General features: G+C 52.9%; 19 protein-coding genes and 1 riboswitch. Of the genes, 5 read left to right on the plus strand and 14 right to left on the minus strand.

From position 1 onward, the window contains the following. Positions 1-33: 33 nt before the first annotated feature. Complete coding sequence (gene helD / locus KCG48_RS01345) at positions 34-2,331, minus strand: RNA polymerase recycling motor HelD (protein WP_211799485.1); 2,298 nt, start codon at positions 2,329-2,331, stop codon at positions 34-36. Between the two features lie 195 nt (positions 2,332-2,526). Beyond that, positions 2,527-2,709: riboswitch (cobalamin riboswitch) on the plus strand. A gap of 169 nt (positions 2,710-2,878) precedes the next feature. Here helD and KCG48_RS01350 point away from each other — a divergent pair. Beyond that, positions 2,879-3,271, plus strand: a complete 393-nt coding sequence (locus KCG48_RS01350) for a hypothetical protein (RefSeq protein WP_211799486.1) — start codon at positions 2,879-2,881, stop codon at positions 3,269-3,271. Continuing rightward, entirely contained in the window at positions 3,252-3,782 is a 531-nt protein-coding gene (locus tag KCG48_RS01355) for a hypothetical protein (RefSeq protein ID WP_211799487.1), read from the plus strand. Before KCG48_RS01350 ends, KCG48_RS01355 begins: the two co-directional genes overlap by 20 nt. A 73-nt stretch (positions 3,783-3,855) precedes the next feature. Here the strand turns inward: KCG48_RS01355 and KCG48_RS01360 are convergent, their stop codons facing one another. Next, positions 3,856-5,187: an SH3 domain-containing protein gene (locus KCG48_RS01360; RefSeq protein ID WP_211799488.1), complete on the minus strand. Its 1,332-nt coding sequence runs from the start codon at positions 5,185-5,187 to the stop codon at positions 3,856-3,858. A 205-nt stretch (positions 5,188-5,392) separates the two neighbouring features. Between KCG48_RS01360 and KCG48_RS01365 the strand changes: the two genes are divergently transcribed. Beyond that, the gene (locus KCG48_RS01365; protein ID WP_211799489.1) at positions 5,393-5,779 is read left to right on the plus strand and encodes an ACT domain-containing protein; all 387 of its coding nucleotides are present in this window, start codon (positions 5,393-5,395) and stop codon (positions 5,777-5,779) included. A gap of 81 nt (positions 5,780-5,860) precedes the next feature. Here the strand turns inward: KCG48_RS01365 and KCG48_RS01370 are convergent, their stop codons facing one another. The 3 genes from KCG48_RS01370 to der all read right to left on the minus strand — a co-directional run bounded on the left by KCG48_RS01370 (position 5,861) and on the right by der (position 10,008). Then, positions 5,861-7,366: a gamma-glutamylcyclotransferase family protein gene (locus tag KCG48_RS01370; RefSeq protein ID WP_211799490.1), complete on the minus strand. Its 1,506-nt coding sequence runs from the start codon at positions 7,364-7,366 to the stop codon at positions 5,861-5,863. An 85-nt stretch (positions 7,367-7,451) separates the two neighbouring features. Further along, complete coding sequence (locus tag KCG48_RS01375) at positions 7,452-8,447, minus strand: hypothetical protein (RefSeq protein WP_211799491.1); 996 nt, start codon at positions 8,445-8,447, stop codon at positions 7,452-7,454. A gap of 241 nt (positions 8,448-8,688) precedes the next feature. Then, positions 8,689-10,008, minus strand: coding sequence for a ribosome biogenesis GTPase Der (der, locus tag KCG48_RS01380; RefSeq protein WP_211799492.1), 1,320 nt, complete (start codon positions 10,006-10,008; stop codon positions 8,689-8,691). Between the two features lie 209 nt (positions 10,009-10,217). On the opposite strand from der, the gene KCG48_RS01385 reads away from it, so the two are divergent. Then, positions 10,218-11,513, plus strand: coding sequence for a CapA family protein (locus KCG48_RS01385; protein ID WP_211799493.1), 1,296 nt, complete (start codon positions 10,218-10,220; stop codon positions 11,511-11,513). 91 nt (positions 11,514-11,604) lie between these two features. Here KCG48_RS01385 and KCG48_RS01390 read toward each other — a convergent pair whose 3' ends face one another. From KCG48_RS01390 to KCG48_RS01425, 8 genes are all read right to left on the minus strand, one after another. Beyond that, positions 11,605-12,081 (minus strand): flavodoxin family protein, encoded by a 477-nt coding sequence (locus KCG48_RS01390; RefSeq protein WP_211799494.1) that lies wholly within the window; start codon positions 12,079-12,081, stop codon positions 11,605-11,607. A 10-nt stretch (positions 12,082-12,091) separates the two neighbouring features. Further along, positions 12,092-12,484 (minus strand): FMN-binding protein, encoded by a 393-nt coding sequence (locus KCG48_RS01395; protein WP_331000363.1) that lies wholly within the window; start codon positions 12,482-12,484, stop codon positions 12,092-12,094. 266 nt (positions 12,485-12,750) lie between these two features. Beyond that, complete coding sequence (gene rd, locus KCG48_RS01400) at positions 12,751-12,912, minus strand: rubredoxin (RefSeq protein WP_211799496.1); 162 nt, start codon at positions 12,910-12,912, stop codon at positions 12,751-12,753. 123 nt (positions 12,913-13,035) lie between these two features. Beyond that, a complete protein-coding gene (gene phoU, locus KCG48_RS01405; RefSeq protein WP_211799497.1) occupies positions 13,036-13,689 on the minus strand; it encodes a phosphate signaling complex protein PhoU in 654 nt (217 codons plus the stop codon). 15 nt (positions 13,690-13,704) lie between these two features. Continuing rightward, entirely contained in the window at positions 13,705-14,457 is a 753-nt protein-coding gene (gene pstB, locus KCG48_RS01410) for a phosphate ABC transporter ATP-binding protein PstB (RefSeq protein WP_211799498.1), read from the minus strand. A 4-nt stretch (positions 14,458-14,461) separates the two neighbouring features. Beyond that, positions 14,462-15,688 (minus strand): phosphate ABC transporter permease PstA, encoded by a 1,227-nt coding sequence (gene pstA, locus KCG48_RS01415; protein WP_211799499.1) that lies wholly within the window; start codon positions 15,686-15,688, stop codon positions 14,462-14,464. After that, a complete protein-coding gene (pstC, locus tag KCG48_RS01420) occupies positions 15,681-16,571 on the minus strand; it encodes a phosphate ABC transporter permease subunit PstC (RefSeq protein WP_211799500.1) in 891 nt (296 codons plus the stop codon). Before pstC ends, pstA begins: the two co-directional genes overlap by 8 nt. A 114-nt stretch (positions 16,572-16,685) precedes the next feature. After that, a complete protein-coding gene (locus KCG48_RS01425) occupies positions 16,686-17,663 on the minus strand; it encodes a substrate-binding domain-containing protein (RefSeq protein ID WP_211799501.1) in 978 nt (325 codons plus the stop codon). A gap of 365 nt (positions 17,664-18,028) precedes the next feature. Here KCG48_RS01425 and KCG48_RS14670 point away from each other — a divergent pair, with 365 nt between their 5' ends. Beyond that, on the plus strand, positions 18,029-18,133 hold the full coding sequence (locus KCG48_RS14670; RefSeq protein ID WP_230976935.1) for a DUF2877 domain-containing protein: 105 nt from the start codon (positions 18,029-18,031) through the stop codon (positions 18,131-18,133). Positions 18,134-18,155: 22 nt separating this feature from the next. Here the strand turns inward: KCG48_RS14670 and KCG48_RS01430 are convergent, their stop codons facing one another. Continuing rightward, entirely contained in the window at positions 18,156-19,142 is a 987-nt protein-coding gene (locus KCG48_RS01430) for a helix-turn-helix transcriptional regulator (RefSeq protein WP_211799502.1), read from the minus strand. Positions 19,143-19,196 lie beyond the last annotated feature (54 nt).

Consider the following 19,196-nt stretch of genomic DNA (forward strand, 5'->3'; position numbering starts at 1 on the left):
GAGGCCGGACGCCTGTCCGTCTTCAAGGGGTTCTTATTCGCCAATACTGGAAAACCCCGCCTGATCCAGGAGCGGAACAGCGCCTTCCCGAATATGCAGGGACAACCGGTGCAGAGCCCGGGTCATGGCGACATAGAGAAGTTTGGCATCCAGCTCGCTGAGGCCAAACGTATCGTCATCGGCAGCCACCAGTACGGCGTCAAACTCCAGCCCCTTGGCCAGATGCGCCGGGAGGATGACAATCTTTTCCTGGAAATGGCTTGTCTGATCCGAAAGGAGTGCCACGGGCAGCCTGCATTCTTTAAGGAGCAGCCCATGGAGCCGCTGGGCTTCTTCCACGGACTTGGTGATCACCGCCTGGGTAGTATAGCCTTCTTCGGCAAACGCCTCGATGCTCTTCGCCAGACCCAATACCAGGGCTTTGGTCTCCCCATAACTTAAGAGTTGAGGCGCTTCCCCATGACGAACCACCGGGGTGGCCAGGGTGAGCTCTTTCATGGGGGACTGGCGCAGGACTTCGTTGGCCAGATTCATGATTTCGATGGTGGTGCGGTAGCTCTGCTCTAAAGTAAGCAGGGTCGCTTCCTCCTGAAAGACCCCCGTGAGGAGCTCTTCCCAGGATTTTACCGCTCGGTACATGTGGATGCCCTGGGACAGATCTCCTAAAATGGTGAACCGCTCCGTGTGAAGGACCTCCCGGAGAACCCAGATCTGAAAGGTACTGAAATCCTGGGCCTCATCGATGACCACATTTTTCACCTTCACGGCCTCGGGGAGGCCTTCCAGTTTTTCCTTGAGGTAAACCAAGGGCGCCAGATCCTCCAGTTCCACTTGTTTGGCTTTGGCAAGGGCCATGGTATTTAGGATGACCTCCTGGGCCAAGGTCTCGTCCATGATCCGGGTCAGCCAGGATTCGTCTTCCATGAGTCTTCGGTAGAGGGTCAAAGGCTCTTCCCGGGGAATCATCGCCAGGTAGCGGTTCACGGCATTTTTTCCCTCTGCCTGGATTTCCTTCAGCCGCTGGTCCCGCTCCGCCATGAGTGCCAATAGTTTCTGCCGACGCTCTTCGCCGGGGGCTTCCAGAATGCGCAGGGAAGCCATTTTGCTCTCATAGCTGAGGTTCACCCGGCTTTCCATCTTCTTCACTTCTTCCCGGGTGAACTTCTGCAGATACTTCTTCATGCTGTCCAGCCGGCGATAAAGAGGCAGATAGCCATAGCTCTCATGAAAGAGGGAAAACAGATACTCCTTCTTGAAGAGGACCTTCCCCGCCACGGTGTAATCTTCGTCGGGGATCATTCCCTGGGCTTTCTCCTCCAGGTAGACATCCAGGAGGCTTCGCATGTCCATGGAGTTTTTTAGGGCAGAAACCTGAACCAGCGTCTCTTTTTCCTCGACACTCAGGCTTCCTTTGCCCCTTCGCACCAGCTTCGCCAGTTTGTCCTGATGGGGTGCAATCTTCAGACGCTTTCCGAGAAAGCCCAGCATCAGATCCCCATAGGTGGTTTGCTTCACCTGATCAGCGCCCAGTTCGGGAAGAACCCCCGAAATGTAGTCCAGAAAAAGGCTATTCGGCGCAATGATCATAAAATCCTCCGGCCGGAAGGATGCGGCGTAGGTATAGATCAGATAGGCAATCCGGTGCAGGGCGATGGTGGTCTTTCCGCTGCCGGCCACCCCCTGGACGATGAGGGGGCGATGGATGGGCGCTCGGATAATGTCGTTCTGCTCCGCCTGGATGGTGGAGACAATATCCTTCAGCTTCTCGCTGGCATGATTTTCCAGGGAAGCCTGGAGGAACGTATCGGACATGGACACATCCACATCCATGTAGCTTTTGAGCTCGCCCTCCAGAATCGTGTATTGCCGCTTCAGGAAAAGCTCGATGGCATACTCTTTTCCATGGGCTTTGTAGGAAGCTTTCCCCAGGCGGCCGTCATAGTAGACGCTGGCGATGGGGGCGCGCCAGTCCACCACCATGGGGGTTTCCATGGAGTCATCAAAGAGGGAGATTTTCCCCAGATACAGTTTCTCCCGGCGATCCTTATCCTCCTGCCGAAGGTCGATGCGGGCAAAGTACGGCGCTTTTCGCGCATTTTTCAGGAAGGTGAAATTTGCTTCCAGATCATCCAGAAGCTTGGCATTAAGAAGGATGCTGGCATAGCTCAAGCTGCTGTCCATGTCGTCCAGTTCCTTATAGGCGTCCTTCATGTCGCTTTTAAACTTCAGGCGTTTATCCACCACCAGGGCGATGGTGGCATCCAGATAGGACCGGGTTTGTGCCAGGCGTTCTGTTTCTTCCTGGAAATCCGGCAAAATATTCTGCTCCATTTCGTTCCTCCTTCCCGCTTTTTCTGTATAAAACCGGAACTCAGTATACCATAAGTCCCCGGGTGAAGAAAACTCCGGAAAAGAATGTAAAGGATTGCAAAACTTGCACTTCTTTCCGGTTTTCAGACAACTTTTTGTCCAGTATCCCAAGTAGGCCAAATTTCTGGTATAATGAACCCACAAGGTTACAATTTCATAGGACAAAGCGATATAGGTTGCCATGACAGCATCATGGCACGAAGAGGGAAACAGGAAAAGCCTGTGCGGTCCCGCCGCCGTAAGACTCTTAAGGATTCATTGCTCCACTGGACCTGTTCTGGGAAGGAGAATCCTTTTACATAGTCAAGCCGGAAGACCTGCCTATATCCGATGGAAATTCCTCACGGGTCATGAGGTGTCATTTTGATGTTTTCGGAAAATAAGCCGGAAATGTCTTAACGCACCGCAAGGTGCATTTTTTATTCTCCTTGTACACCTTACATTTCGACACTTTGTCCGGTGAAATTGAAGCCAAATATTTGTACGCTGTACAACAAGGAGGAAAAACATGAACAAAAAAATCGTCTCGGTCCTGATTGCGGTGGTGCTGCTCCTGGGTGGTCTCTTCGCATACAATTCGCTATCTCCCAAGGGCAAGGAGGGGGCCAAGGAAGTCACCATCAACATCATCGTGGAAAGCAAAGGCATCAACTATAGTGAGAAGTTCAACACCGATGAGCTCTACCTGGAAGGACTGCTCAACGCGGAAAAAGACGAACTGAAACTGGTTACCCAGGATACCCAGTACGGTCCCATGGTCATAGGGATGATGGACTATGAGACAGATATCAACAAGGAATTCTTCAGCATCTCCATCAACGGCGTGGACGCCATGGTGGGCATCAAGGAGATTCCGGTCACGGATAAAGATGTATACACCTTTGAAGTCAAAGGCTTCTAGCCTTTCCGTCTGGGACATTGTCCTCATTCCGCTCTTAAGCGCCACCCTCACCTCGGGAAAGATGATCCTTTCCTTCATCCCCAATGTGGAAATCGTCACCCTGCTCTTCATGGTCTATACCGTGGTCTTCGGCCCACGACGGACATTTCTCATCGCTGTGATTTTTTCCACGACGGAAATCTTCTTTTATGGGGTGCACACGTGGCTCTTGGTCTACTATGTCATCTGGCCGCTGCTCATCCTGCTCACCACCCTGCTCATGAAAACCCGCACATCGGAATGGGCTTTTGCCCTTCTGGCACTGGTTTACGGCCTCTCCTTTGGTCTGGTCTTTGCGGTCTTCGAGTCCTTTTTCTACGGCATCGCCTACGGCGTCGTGTACTGGGTCCGCGGAATCCCCTTTGATCTCATCCATGGCGTGTCCAACTTTGTGGTGGTGCTCTTCCTCTATGCCCCTCTCAAGAAGCTTCTTACGGGGCTTCGGGACAAGTACTTTGCCCATCAGGGGTAATGGAATAACGAAAAAATCCATATACCGCAAGGAGACCGCCCCCAAAAAGGAGCGGTCTCCGTTTTTTAGCCCGTTACGGCAGCATCTGAGGAACGGTCTTAAAGACATAGCCCCGGGCTTTCAGCGTCTCAATCATACGAGGCAGCGCATCCACAGTTTTCTGGAAAGCGACGTGCATGAGCACAATATCCTTGTCCGTGGCACCGCTTAGGACCCGGTCCGTAATGGTGGTGGACGTTACCGGAACACCGCCAGATGTTTCCGCCCAGTCCGCCGTGTCAATGGACCAGAGTACCGTGTAGCGGTAGCCCTGTTCCAGGGCGATGCGGAGTACCCGATCGTCATATTCGCCATAAGGCGGCCGAAAGAGCGTCGGGGTGATGCCCAGCACACTCTGGAAAATCCTGGTGGACTCGGTGAACTCATACCGAATCTGGCTTTCTGTCATGGTCTTCATATGGGGATGGGTCAGCGAATGATTTTGAATGGCGTGACCCCGGCGCTGAATTTCCTTGGCCAGATCTGCGTGATCCCGCACCCAGTAGGCCCGGAGGAAGAACGTGGCTTTAACGCCGTAATGGTCCAGCATATCCAGGAGCGGTCCCACGGTGGAATACTCCCAACCCGCATCAAAGGTAAGGGCAATCTGTTTCGTGCTGGCCGTCAGGATTCCTTTGTACACCTTGGTGGACAGTCCCGTGGTCACCTTGACCAGATAACCCGTGTGGGCATAGCCGGTGAGGGACTGGTAGACCACCTTTGCCCAAACGCCGGAGACGCTGAGCACCTTCACCTGGGCTCCCTTCGGCATCACAGTCAAAATGGAATAGCTGGTGCCCGGACCGCTGCGAAGATTCAGCGTCGTCGTCGTGATCCGCAGATCCTCCACGGGTTGCGTGCTGCCTTTGACGACCAAGTAGCTTCTCGACGCATAGCCGGTCATCGTTCCATAGCGAACCTGAGCCCAGTTACCAGAAATACTTAGCTGAACCACTTCCGTCCCCTTGGGCATGACGGCGATGACCGGGTATGTGGTACCCGGACCGCTGCGCAGATTAAGCGCTGCCGTGGTCACCAGAATCACCGAGGATGGAGCCGTCAGATAGGCCGTATGAACATAACCGGTTTTTCCGCTGTAGGTGACCTTCGCCCAAGATCCGCTGACACTTTGCACCGAAAGCACTGTTCCTTTGGGAATCACAGCAAGAATGGCATAACCCGTACCCGGTCCGCTGCGCAGATTGAGGTTCGCCGTGGTGGTCCGAAGATCCTCCAGGGCCTCCACCTGCAGCACATCTTCCTGCATCCCGGTAAGCGGGTTTAAAACTAACCCATGGAATACCATCGAAAAGAGCATCACAAACGCTGCGACGATCACAGAAGGACGAAGCCATCTTCTTCTCATGATCTTCCCCTCCTTAAAGAGAAGTCGCAAAATGAATATCCTTGCATCCTGAGTATACGGCGGCTTAACCCGAAGAGGATTTCAACCCGTATACAAAACGGAAAAGAATTGATGACAAGGCGCGACGCTTGTGAACTGGAGATTTCCATGATGGCTAAATGGTGTATAATCTACACAAAACGATGAATGTACTGGGAGGTATCCGATGATTCCCTTAACGTTGAAGCTCCATTCTCCCCGCTATGCTGTGGTGCAGCTTGACCCGAAGGCTGCCATTCCCCCCTGGGCTTTTCAGGGAGAGTTCTTCTCCCTCACCGTCACCCCTGAGGAAATGTCCCTCATCGCCGAGGAGACACTCCTGCCCGCCGATCTTCCCGCAGAACGGAACTGGCGAATCCTCCAGGTGGTGGGCCCCCTGGATTTCGCCCTGATTGGGATCCTGTCCTCCTTAAGCACGACCCTGGCGAATCGAAAGATCAGCATTTTTGCCGTATCCACCTACGACACGGACTATCTTCTGGTGAAAGAGGATAAGCTTCCCCTTGCGCTGGAGGCGCTCACCGAGGAAGGCCATGAGATCCTTCAGCCCTAAACAAAAAAACTGCCGGAGAAGCCTTGAAAGGCCCATCGGCAGTTTTTTTCCGTTTCTAGGAATTCCTCCTAAGGAACTTCTTTACCGCGAAGCCAGGTAATCCCGGAGATCCTGCTGACTTCGATGGGGATAGTTTTCCTGGAGCCCCTCCTGGAGGATACTCAGATAACGGTAGCCCGAAGGATTTTTGGCCAGCACCCGGCCATTGGTCACCGTCATCCAGGGAATGCCATGAAGGGTGCCCAGACTCACCTGATGACTGTACCAGGAGGAACCTGGAGAGGGGATCCTCCCCCCGTTTTCTTCCCGCCACAGGTGGTCAAATTGCTCCCGGGTGATGAGGTAGGCCACACCATAGGCTTTCCCCGGTTTTGTCCCATCCAGAAATGCCACGCCACGCCCTTCCCAGGAAGAAGAAGTCTGGGCAAAATAGACGTCATGGGGGATCCGGCAAAGCATCTTTGCCCGGGGTATAGAAGGATCGCTGCAGGACTCAGGGGCTCTTCCCTGGCCGCGAAAGGCCGTGCCCTGAAGATAACAGAGAAAGCGCTCTTCCAGGAGATTGGAGCCATAGGCAGCATACCAGACGAGATTCTCCCGCTCCTGCCGAGGTCTTCCCCAGGGCTGATCCGCCAAACTTACTCGGCGGCTTTCCTCCACCCCTTTGGCATACTCGTAAACCCCCACCTCCGGTAAAAGATGCCCCAAGGAAAGCACCGCCCTTTTCCGGTAATGGTAGAGCTCCCCTTCCCCTTCCAGGCCATGGATCCGCTGCAGGGTTTCGTCATCCACCCCATAGATCTCCCCCATGACCTTCCCTCCCGGGCAAGGCTTCACCCCGGGATAGGACCCCAGATCATACAGGGCATAGTCTGGTAAAATCCCGTCCCCCAGATAGGTGCTCCCCTGGAGATAGTGTTCATGATTCCGGTTGCCCTGGAGCAGGGTGCCATAGACAAAGATCTGGTGTTTCCATGGGCTCTTCTGCAAAAGGGCCTGGACGGCTTCTGCCTGGCGGGTGTAGTCTTCCCTCCATTCATTCTGAACTTTCCTCCGGGCCAGCAGGGTGTCCAGCTCTTCCATAGACGCCTGAAGAAGATCCGTGAAGGTTCTGCAAAAGTCCGGATACTGCCGGCAAAATTCCGGAAGCCCCCCCTGGGCAAAGATTTCCAGGGCCTGCAGGCGCCCGTCCAGAGTATCGGCACCAGCGCCCAGGAAGCTTCGTCCCGTGGCCCCATGAAGACCCTTTTTCAGCGTCTCTTCCAGTCCGGGAAGAGTCTGGAGCAAGGAAGGATCCCGAAGAACCCCCAAGGCCAGAATCGCCACCGCCAGATAGGTGGGCCGATAGAAGTAGCGCACCCGACCGTCGGCGGGCATGGTGTCCGGCTCCGCAATTCCCCAGAAAACCCGCTGAGGGTCCTTGGGAAACGGCTTCCCCTCGTCCAGAAGATTTTGGAACAGTTCTTTCTGGGCTTCAGGCGAAAGATTTCCCTGCGCCAGCTCCTCCAGCGCATCCCGAAGATCCCGCAGGATTTTGTCGAGGACGGGAAAGTCCCACAGTTCCGGCCGATAAAATGTCTTGGTCATGATTTATCCCTCCGCATCATTTTGTTTGATGATGCTTTCAGCATACCCCACCGGAAGGAGCGGATCCATGAAGCCGGGTTTCAATCTACAGGAGCTCCTCTGCAAAGTAGGCGCTGCGAAGGATCCGCTTAAGGTTCAGGGTCTTCCTTCCCTGATCGGAGAAGACCTCCACCGTCTCCCCCCTGTATGACTGGGGAATAAACCGGCACTGGGTGTAGAAGGCCACCGTGTCATCCTCTTCCAGGTATTCCACCAGGCAGGCTTTCTCATTCTTTATGCAGTCCATGAGGACGCCAGCCCCTTCTCGGCGGCTGTAATCCCGCTCCGTTTGAAAGAGAGCCCCCGAGAGTTCCTCCAGGCTCCGATACCAGGAGCTGTCCTCGGCAAGAAGATGTTCCGTGACATGGAGGATCCGGTTCTTTCCATAGGGGGTCAGCTGCTCCCAAAGGGCGGCGGCGCTGCCTTCAGCATAGGCCGTGAGGGCAGGATCCTTGGCCATGTGCTTCAGTCCTTTCAGCAGGGTCAGGACCTGGGTGAGATTGAAAGTGAGAAAGAAGGGATGCACCGTGGAGGCAAAGTGAAACCGCCCGTCCACCCGGGTGGTTTCCGGAACCACAAAGGGCTTTCCGCAGATTTGGATGGGATCCTCCGTCATGCCCCGAAGTCGGGCCAAGTCCTCCTCCAGGGTCCGCTCGCTGATCCACAGCTCCTCGGACAGGTCTTTCACCGTGACCTCAGACTCCTGGAGGGTTTTGGCCAAATACATCTGCCGTTCAAAGGAACTGCTGCTGTCCACGGGAGGAAATGCCACCTGGGGGAAAAATCCGTAGGCCTTCCCCAGAAACTCCAGGAACTTTCGAAGAATCGCCAGGGCACTTTTTTTACTGCTTTTATAGGCCATGACGGCAGACTTCATGGCTTCCGCCATCTCGTCCTCCTCCCAGTCCAGGGCATGATAATTTTCCTCTAGGAGCTTCAGGAGATTGGCCACCGTGGCCAAGGAATAGGCCCGATCGGGAAAGGTTTGCTGAAAGGTCTTCGCTGACAAAAATTCGGCGATGGCACGACGTAGTTGATCCATGAGTCCTCCCCTTGATCCCCCATAGGGAGATCGATTTTTCGGAAAGCTTTTCTTCCCGGTTTTCTCCAGTATAGCGGATCCTTCGAAGAAAATGGGACGATTTTCCAAAATAACAGTGTCAAAAGCACCTTCCTAGGCGGTATTCCCGCCCCTTTGGAGACTTCGACGCACGATAATTTCGAGCATAAAAAACCCCTTGGAAAAAGCGCATTGCGCTTTCGCCAAGGGGTTTCCTCATGATTTAGCTGTCTTTCTTCTTTTCCCGGTATTCGATTTTCAGACCCGTCCCTTCGAAATCAAAGGAATCCCGGAGCTGATTTTCAATGTAGCGGGAGTAGGAGAAGTGGAGTGCTTCCGTATCATTGATAAAGAAGACGAAGGTGGGAGGCTTTACGCCGGTCTGGGTTCCATAGTAAACCTTCAGCCGTCTTGTGCCCACCATGGGGGGCTCCTTCTGGAGAAGGGCCTTGCCGATGACGTCGTTCAGGACGCCAGTCCCAATCTTCTTGTTGTAGTTGTCATAACACTTGCGAACCAGGGACAGTACCTTGTGGGTACGCTGTCCGGTTTTCGCCGAGATGAAGAGGAACGGTGCATACTGGAGGAACTTCAGGCTCATCTTCAGTTCCTTCAGATACTTGTCCATGGTCTTGTCATCTTTCTCGATGAGGTCCCACTTGTTCACAATCACCATGATAGCTTTGTTCATCTCATGGGCATAGCCGATGATCTTCTCATCCTGTTCGGCGATGCCTTCCTCGGCATCCAGCATGAGGACCACCACATCGGCCCGTTCAATGGCCGTGAGGGTTCGAACCACGGAATAGCGTTCGATTTCTGCCTTCACCTTGGATTTTCGGCGAAGTCCGGCGGTATCCACCAGCACGAACTTTCCTTCTTCCGTTTCCAGATAGCTGTCCACCGCATCCCGGGTGGTGCCCGGAATATCGGAAACGATGGAGCGCTCTTCGCCCAGGAGTCGGTTAATCAGAGACGATTTTCCCACGTTGGGCCGACCTACGAAGGCCACCCGGATAAACTCGTCTTCTTCTTCCACGTCGTAATCGGTGAAATGGCTCACCACTTCATCGAGGAGATCCCCCAGTCCCAGCCCCTGTCCGGCAGAGATGGCGATGGGATCGCCAATGCCTAAGTTGTAGAACTCATAGGCGTTGGGTTCATCCTTGAAATTATCCACTTTATTCACCGCCAGGACCACGGGCTTCTTGCTGACGCGCAGCATATTGGCCACTTCGTGATCGGAGTCGGTGAGTCCTTGTTTTCCATCCACCAGGAAGATAATGACATCGGCGGTATCGATGGCGATCTGTGCCTGACGCTTCATCTGCGCCAATATGATGTCATCGGATTTGGGCTCAATGCCCCCGGTGTCGATGAGTTTGAAATCATATTTGAGCCATTCGGCATCGGCATATATGCGGTCTCTCGTTACGCCCGGTGTATCTTCCACGATGGCAATTCTGTGTCCGGCAAGTTTATTAAACAAAGTTGACTTCCCCACATTGGGTCGGCCGACAATGGCGACAATCGGTTTTGCCATACTTTCACCTCTATTTCTTCACATTTGCATTTCTGTACATCATAACAGTTTACTGGAAAAACTCCAGAGTGTCAAATGATTTCTCCCCGCGGCAACAGGCATGGCGCCGGGAAACCGGAAGCATTTCCTGCCCTTAACCGTTTTGTTTTTCTTTTCCTGTCTGATCCCGTATAATAAGGATAGCAACAAAAGACACGAAAGGAAACACCATGAGAAGAAAACGACGAAGAACGAAATCTAAAGGCTGGATCGCCCTACTGCTCCTGATCCTCCTTCCGCTGATCTTTTACGGATGTCAGGCTTTGTATCTCCTCTGGAACGCGGATCCCTCGCCCATAGGCGAAGTTCCGGAAACCCCCGTGGCCACCCCCGCCGAAACTCCAGCAGAGACTCCCGTGGAGACCCCCCAGGAACCCGTGGATACTTCCGTGACCTTCGTGGCGGCGGGCGATGTCATGGTCCATCAGACCCAGTATCTGGCCCAGCGCGTGGGCGACGGCACCTATGACTTTGCGAATAATTTTATTCATGTGAAAGATATCGTTTCCCAGGCAGACTTTGCCCTGGCCAATCTGGAGACGGTGATTCTCCCCGGGAAGGCCCTTTCTGCCTATCCCCGGTTCAATTCCCCGGCAGAGATCCTCGATGGGTTAACCTACGCGGGATTTGACATCCTCTCCACCATCAACAATCACTCCCTGGATCAGGGAAAAAATGGTGTCCTTTCCACCTTAAAAGAACTGGAGGACCGAAAACTCCAGGTCTTGGGCACCTACAAGACCCCGGAAGAACCCAAATACGTCATCAAGGAAGTCAATGGCATCCGCATCGGCATGACGGCCTTTGCCTCCGGGGTGATCACCGGAACAGAAGCCTCCCTCAACGGCCTCCCCTCCAACGGCATCGGCACCCAGCTCAATGTCATGGAGATGACCGATGTGAGTAAAGCCTTCTCTGCCATGAAGGTACAGCTGGATGCCCTGAAGGAAGCCGGTGCGGAATATCTCCTGGTCTTCCTCCACTGGGGCAACGAATATCAGTTCACCCCCAGCACCTTCCAGACCAAACTGGCGCAGCTTCTGGTGGATGAAGGGGTAGACCTCATTTTAGGTTCTCACCCCCATGTGGTTCAGCCCGTGGAGTATCTCTCCTCCACTGACGGAACCCGGGAAGCCCTGGTCGTTTACTCCATGGGAAACTTCCTCTCCAATCAGCGCCGGGAGATTCTGAACAAAACCCACACCGAGGATGGCCTCATGGTGGAAATCACCATCGATCGCACATCCGGCGGGGAGGTGAAGCTCACCAAAGCCACCGTCATTCCCACCTGGGTGAACCTCTACAAGAAAGATGGCAAGGACACTTACGAGATCGTCCCCATTGGACCGGATCCCAAGGCCTCGGCCTTGAAGTATCAGGCTCCGGAAGGACGCCTCACCGAGTCGCTGAAGCGAACGAAAACCATCATCACCGAACCTCGACTCGCCTGGTTCTCCGGCGAATAAGAAAAACCGATTTCCCCTGGCTACTCCCCGAAAAAGGGAAAAGGCCGGCGGAAACCGGTTTATTTCATTTCATCCCCTACCCTACGATTCCCTAGAAACGCGCTGCCAAGTCCTCCACGAGACGGTTGATCTTTTTCTCCCGGCCAAAACCCTTCCAGTCCACAATTCCCGTGGCCACGACCTGGGCGCCTTTGGCTTCCACCGCAGCGCGCATTTGGCGGATGGCCGATTCTCCACCTAAGAAAGAGAATGGGAAGAAGTGCGTGACAAAAAGGATCATCTTTCGCCCCTTCAGGGACTCCACATGGGAAACATAGGCCTTCAGCACGGGCGACATGGAAAATCCCCGTACGGGTCCCGCCAGGACGACGTTGTCAAACCCCTGAAGATCCAAGGCTGGACGCAGGACAATCTTTGTGGGGTCCACCATATTTTTGTCTTCCCCGCCCACGGGTTCCAGCTTCTCCAGCGCAACCTCATGGCCTTTTGCCTGGAGCTGATCCTTCAGCTTCTGGGCCACATAGAGTGTATTTCCCGTCATGGAATGAACAAGAATTGCAGTTTTCATCTTTCCCTCCTCAGGGCCCGGTGAGGGCCTCTTCTATGGCTTTCAAAATCACGATGCTGCTGTAGGTGGCCCCGGACACCAGATCCACCTGAAGGCTCTGGCCCTCCACCACTTTTTGCGGAAGGGCTTCCGCCGCTTTCCCCTGGCCGTTTCGGTGTTCCAGAAGAATAATCTTAGTGATCTGGTGATCCTTGATCTCCACACGGACCTTTGCACTGACGATTTTCGCATCGAAATCCCCTTCATAGGAACCATCTTCCAAAGCAAGAAGATCCGGCTCCTGAAGCACTTCCTGCCGGAGCCCCTCCAGTTCCTTATTCAGGGCCAGATACACGCCCACCAGCCCCATGAGGGCCAGGAGGACCACTCCAGCTACGATTTGCCATCCCCTTCTTTTCTTCACGGACTTCCCTCCTCTGAGGCCTACCTCGCGAAAACTTTTATGCTCTTTCCGCACCATATCAGCTTTATTATACGCTTTTGATATTCCCTCACAAGTCCTGGGTTAAAATTTACTGAATATTCCAATTCTCCCATGAAGAAATAACAGAGCGTCAAAATAGAATGGATTTCTCCCTTCCATGCTCATAAACTGTCAATATCACGCAAAAACAAAAGCAAAAGATCACCCCTCCAAGGGATGACCTTTGCTTTTGTATGTCAAGGATATTACTCTGCCACAACGAACTCTTCCTTTGGTGCCCCGCAAATGGGGCAGGCCCAGTCCTCCGGCAGATCTTCGAATCGGGTGGGCGGATGAATGGCATTTTCAGGATCCCCCACCTCCGGATCATAGATATAACCACAAACAGAGCAGATATAACGGATCATCGGATGGCCTCCTTCCCACAGTCGTCATGTTTTCTTGAGTATACGCCATCACGGACTCCTGCTCAAGGGAAGTGCCTGTAAATTCTTAAAAATGCCTCATTGGTTAAAAAAGGTTCATGTTTTCTAGTTCAGTTCCTTGAACTGACCTGTGACAATATACACGGTCCATTCGCAGATGTTGGTGGCATGGTCGCCATTGCGCTCCAGATACTTCAGTACAAACTGCAGCTGGCCGGCCCAGCGCAGAAGCTCCGGATTGTCGCTGGCCTTTTCGTAGAGTTTCAGGATAGATTCCTTCGTCATCTTGTCGATCTCATCGTCTAAAGCGGTGAGCTCCAGGGCGGTCTCCTGATCCTTGGCCACAAAGGAGTCAATGGCTTTGCCGATGAAGGCGACGACCAGCTCCGTCATCTTCAAGAGATCCCCATTGATGAGATCCGTATTGATCTCGTTGTTCTTCAACGCGATGGTGGCGATATCCTTGGCATGATCCCCCATGCGCTCCAAATCCGTGACGATCTTGATGATGGTGAAGATGTTCCGTAAATCTGAAGCCACAGGCCCCTGAGTTGCAATCAGGCGAATGGCCTCATCTTCAATGACTCGCATGAGGTTGTTGATCTGGATGTCCTCCTGGAGCACAAACTGTGCCAGCTCCAGGTCCTTGTTCACCAGGGCTTTGATGGACCGCTTGATTTGGGTTTCCACCAGGAAGCCCATACGAAGAAGGTTGTTGTTCATATGCTTGATCGTGATCTCGATGTTGTTCATCGTCATGACGTTTTCCTCCTTTTAGCCGAATCGTCCGGTGATATAGTCTTCTGTCCGCTTATCCCGGGGTGCATGGAATATTTCCTTCGTGTCCCCCACTTCGATGAGATCGCCCAGCAGGAAGAAGGCGGTTTTGTCCGAAATTCGGGCAGCCTGCTGCATGGAATGGGTGACGATGATGATGGTGTACTCATTCTTCAGCTCTTCAATGAGTTCCTCCACCTTGGCCGTGGCAATGGGATCCAGTGCAGAAGTCGGTTCATCCAGAAGAATCACTTCCGGATCCAGGGCAATGGCCCGGGCGATGCAAAGACGCTGCTGCTGGCCGCCGGAAAGCTTCAGGGCATTGCTGTTTAACCGGTCCTTCACTTCTTCATAGAGCGCAGCTTTCTTCAGGGAGGTGATGACCACGTCATCCAGGATCTTCTTGTCCTTGATGCCCTGGCAGCGAAGGCCATAGGCCACATTGTCATAGATGCTCATGGGGAAAGGATTGGGTTTCTGGAACACCATGCCCACCTTGGTCCGAAGATCCACCACGTCCACATCGTTGTCGTAGATGTTCTTTCCTTCAAAGGTCATGGTTCCCTCGATCTTCACATCCTCAATGAGATCGTTCATCCGGTTGAAACAGCGGATGAAGGTGGACTTGCCGCAGCCGGAGGGTCCGATAAATGCGGTGACTTTATTCTTTTCAATAGTAATGTTGATCTTCTTCAGGGCCTGGACCTTTCCGTAGTAAAGATTCAGGTCCTTTACTTCAAATGCACTCATATTCTTATACGCTCCATTTTCGATTTAGACGGCTGCTGACTAGCTTGACGCCGATGTTGAGAATCAGGACAATGACGAGAACAATGATGGAAATGGCACTGGCCAGTTCAAAATTCGGCTGTTCTCCGCTCATGACGGACCAGATCTGCACCGCCAGTGAGGTGGCGCCCTGCTTCAGGGAGGGATTGTCATTGACAAAGGTTCCCATGGTGTAGATGAGGGCGGCCGATTCTCCGATGATTCGGGAAACGGAAAGCAAGGTGGCGGAGAGAATTCCCGGCAGTGCGCTGGGAAGGATCACCTTGAAGATGGTCTGGGTCTCCGTGGCGCCCAGGGAAAGGCTCGCCGAGCGAAGTCCCATGGGCACCACGATGAGGGCCTCTTCCGTCTGGCGGATGATCACGGGCAAAAGAATCACCGACAGGGTCATGGCACCCAGAAGGATGCTGGGGCCCGTGGCCCCCATAAGCGCCGTGATGGGGAAAAATACCGTCATGCCCATGAGACCGAAGATGATGCTGGGAACGCCCGACAGCATTTCGATGGAAGAGCGAACAAGGCCGGTTAACGCATTCTTCTTGGCGATCTCATTGAGATAAATGGCGGCAAAGATGCCCACGGGAAGAGCAATGACGAGGGACATGCCGATGAGCATGAAGGTGGCTTTCAGGGAACCAAAGACGCCGCCGCCGGCGGTTTTGTAGTACACCCCCGCCAGACGCACAGCACTGGTATCCACGGTCTTCACCATGGTTTCGGCATCCATGTTCACAATGACCCCAGCGCTTCGTTTCACGGCTTTGGCATTGAGAAACTCAAACTTCTGAATCTCCGAACCCACTTCCACGGGATGGGGCTTGTGAAAATCTGCCCCTGCAGTTTCAATGATGGCGGAGCGCAAAGGTGACTTCTCGTCTACATAGGTGATGAGGATCTGCTTGGCTTTATCGTGGCTTAGGGCATCCTTCGCCGCAAAGCCGAACTTTTCACTGAAGTACTCCCCTTCCGGCAAGGTTCCTGGGTAGGTAAAACTTCCTGCTTCCGTTTCCTGGAAAGTCAGGTTGTAGTTCTTTGCCCAGTAATCACTTTTCACCATGTCCCAGCTCAGGGTGGAAGCCCCTTTCTGGAAGACATAGATGAAGATGGAAAGGAGGACTAGAACGGCGATGGCCGTGCTGAGGTAGGTTAAACTGTTTTTGATTCCGTCTTCAAGACGTCGTTTTCTATTCATTGGTTACACTTCCAATTCTGCGCTTGACGTAGTGGATAAGAAAATTCGTGGCAAAGATGACCAGCATGAGGACAATGCCGACACTGAAACGAATATCATAATCCAGCCCCGTGGTTTCCTTTAAACCGGAAAGCATGGTCGATGTCAGCGTTCGGGTAATATCAAAGAGATTGGTGGTGGGGCCATAAAACTTGTTGCCCGCCACCATGGAAACCGCGGTGGCTTCGCCGAAGGCCCGACCTAACCCCAGGATCAGTCCGGCGAATATTCCGGACTTGGCCGAGGCCAGCACCACTTTGAAATTCGTCTGGGTCTTGGACGCCCCCAAAGCCAGGGATCCCAGCTCAATCTCCGTTTCCACGGACTCGATGGCCACGATGGCGATGGAGGTCATGGTGGGGAAGATCATGATGGCCAGAAGGATAATCACCGCCAGCAGAGAGTTTCCGCCGAAGGTATCAGCGCCAACAAGGGCGGCAATCCGTTCTACCCCTTTGACAATAACCCCCGCGGCAAAGACACCATAGACCACGGAGGGTATGGCGGCCAGAAGCTCCACCACGGTGGTGAAGAACACCTTCAGTTTCTTCGGGGCGATCTTCACTACAAACAGTGCCGTAAGCACCGAGACGGGGAAGGACAAGATGGCTGCTCCCACGGCAGAGACCAGGGTATTGATCACAATAAAGAGTACCCCATACTTCTGCTGATCCTGACGCCACACGAGGCCTGTGAGGAATTCTTTCAGACTGACCTGGCCAAACTCGTAGTTGGGTAAAAAGACCCGAACCCCCTTCAAGGCAATGAACACAAAAATCAAGACAATTAGGGATGCCGAAATAACTCCGGCAGCCCTAAACAGCATCTTTCCTATGGTGTCCAAGATTTTCTTGCGTTTTTGATAATCTTTGGAAATGTTTGATCGTATGGACACTGTTTTTCTCCTTCCAAAGGGCACCCTCGCGGGCGCCCTCTGTTGGCTATTGTAATCTTATTTCTACTTCAGGTCTTCCCAGTTTTTGATCTCACCCTTGAAGATGCTGGCTACCTGAGCCTGGGTCAGATCGGTTACTGCCGTGTTAGCCTTATTGACGACCACGACCACAGCATCCTTGGCATAGACGCCGGAGAGCATTCCAGCAGATACGGTCTCTTCTGCCTTGAAGGCACGGGAGGCGAATCCGATGTCAGCCTTGTTGGCGCCATCCTTCTCGGATCCCAGAACACGCTTGAATCCATCTCCGGATCCGGTGTGGTTCATGTTGATCTTGAAGTTTCCAGCCATGGGCACGAAGGATTCCAGCGCAGCCTTCAGGGTCTTCTCCACGGAAGTGGATCCGCCGGTGTAGAGGGTAATGCCGCTGTTGTCCTTATCCACGATGGGGTGATTCTTCTTCAGTTCATCCCATGGAGTTCCAGCGTCCACATCCACGATGCCATGGGCACCCAGGACCACTTCACGGCCTTCCACGGAATTTTCCATGTAGTCGATGAATGCGGCCACCAGTTCTTCCTTCTCCTTGGAATCGAAGTCTCCGGCTGCACGGGTCACATAGCTGAAGGGACGGTTCAGTTTGTAGGTTCCATCCACAACGGTTTCGATGGTGGCTTCTACGCCTTCATATTTTACGGGGATCAGATTGTTGGCTTCAAAATCGGTGGTCAGGGATGCATAGCCGATACCATTCTTTTCAGCACCAACTTTGGTCGCCATGTCGCCATTGGAGGAAACTTCAAAGGCGTCGTTGGACAGCTCATCGGCAAATCCGACGATGGATTCGAAAGCTTCACGAGTTCCGGATGTGGCATCACGGGTAAATATTTTGATGGGACCGGTTAATCCTTCTGCAGGGGTCTCGACGGGGGTCTCTGTGGGAGTCTCGGCCGGGGTTTCTGCGGGAGCTTTGGTACCGCATGCTGCGAGCATGGCCACCATGACGAGGGATGATACGAGTCCAATTAATTTCTTGTTCATTTCTTCCTCCTAATTGAGTAGATCTTCTTTTCTTATTTTGTCTACATTACGAATTATAGAGAGAGTTTGTTTAAACAAGATTGCGGGAATGTTATGTCCGTGTTAACTTGAAAAACCCATGTAAACGTTGGGAAACCCTGAAAGATCCACAGGTTCAAGGCTCTTTCCAAACCTACGATGAAACACCCAATGATGCATTTCATCGGTTCAATGTCATCATAGCACCAAAACCCCCGGAGAAGTTCCGTTCCAGGGAAGTGTCACAGAACATTTACGATCAGGATAAATAACAGATTTGAATCTTCTATAATTTAGATTTTTTCGCTTTGTCTTCTCCCCAGCCGGAATGTCACCGCCAGATTTTCATGAGCCTGGCTCAAATTGGCCACAGCTCAGGAATCGATACCCTCAATGGCCTCCTGTTTGGCTTAACCTGCTGGCTGGAAATCGCCCATCCCTCTTCACGATAAAAAGAAGAGATCATCTGCTGCACTAAGCGTACAGCGAGATGATCTCTTTTAGCGTTTCCACATATTTTTCCTTCACATGGTCCGGTGACACCACCCGTACCTTGTCCCCGTACATGGCCAGCCAGGAAAAGAAGGTTCCGCTGATGGTCACCACCGTGCGGATTTTGAAGGTCTGCTCGTCGGCTCTTTCCAGAACCGTCTCTGAACCAAATCGGTCCAGCACCTGATTTACCAGGCTATTGTCGAACTGGAGGTTCACCACTTCGTCCTCTCCGCCGAACATGTTGAAGGTTTTCTTCGTATAGTCCGCCACATCAAAGCGCTGATCCTCCGGAAGAGCATCCCGCAGCTGATCCAGCACCTCAATGTCACTCATGCGGTCGACCCGGTAATGGACAAAGTTATCATACTTCCCGTAGTAGACGATGAGGTAGTAGTTCTCGTCATCCCAGGAGAGGGCATAGGGGCTTCCGTAGTAGATCTCCCCTTTTTTTCGAAAGACCTTCTCTTTTTGCACATTATAATCAAAATACTTGAAGGCCACCTTTTTGTTTTGCGCAATCGCCGTATGGAGCTTGTCCACATTATAGTAGATACTCTCATTGACGGACTTCACCCGATTGGCCACATACACCTGACGCTGCAGGGACAAGGCCTGCTTCTTGCTGGCTAACCCCTCCAGTTTCTTGATCAGTTCGTGACTCTTGCGATGGGTGACAAACTTGGAACATTGTATGGCATCCACGAGAAGCTTCAGCTCCGCCAGCTCAAAGTCCCGACTCGCCAGATAGTACTCCGTTCCCCGGGTCTTCTTCACCCCAATGTCGAGACCGAAGGTCTTCAAAGTCTCGATGTCATGGTAAAGGGATTTCCGTTCCGAACTGATGCCATAGCGCTCCAGCTCCATCTGCATATCCGCGATGGTGATGCTGTGCTCCTCGTCAGTCTGTTCCAAAAAAAAGCGCATGAGATAGAGAATTTTCAGCTTCTGATTAGGTTTCCTGGCCATGGATTCCTCCTAAGACACTTATTTGCCTAAAATGCAGTCCCGGGAATGATCATC

The sequence above is a fragment of the Proteiniclasticum sediminis genome, assembly GCF_018128025.1.
Lineage (GTDB): Bacteria > Bacillota > Clostridia > Clostridiales > Clostridiaceae > Proteiniclasticum > Proteiniclasticum sediminis.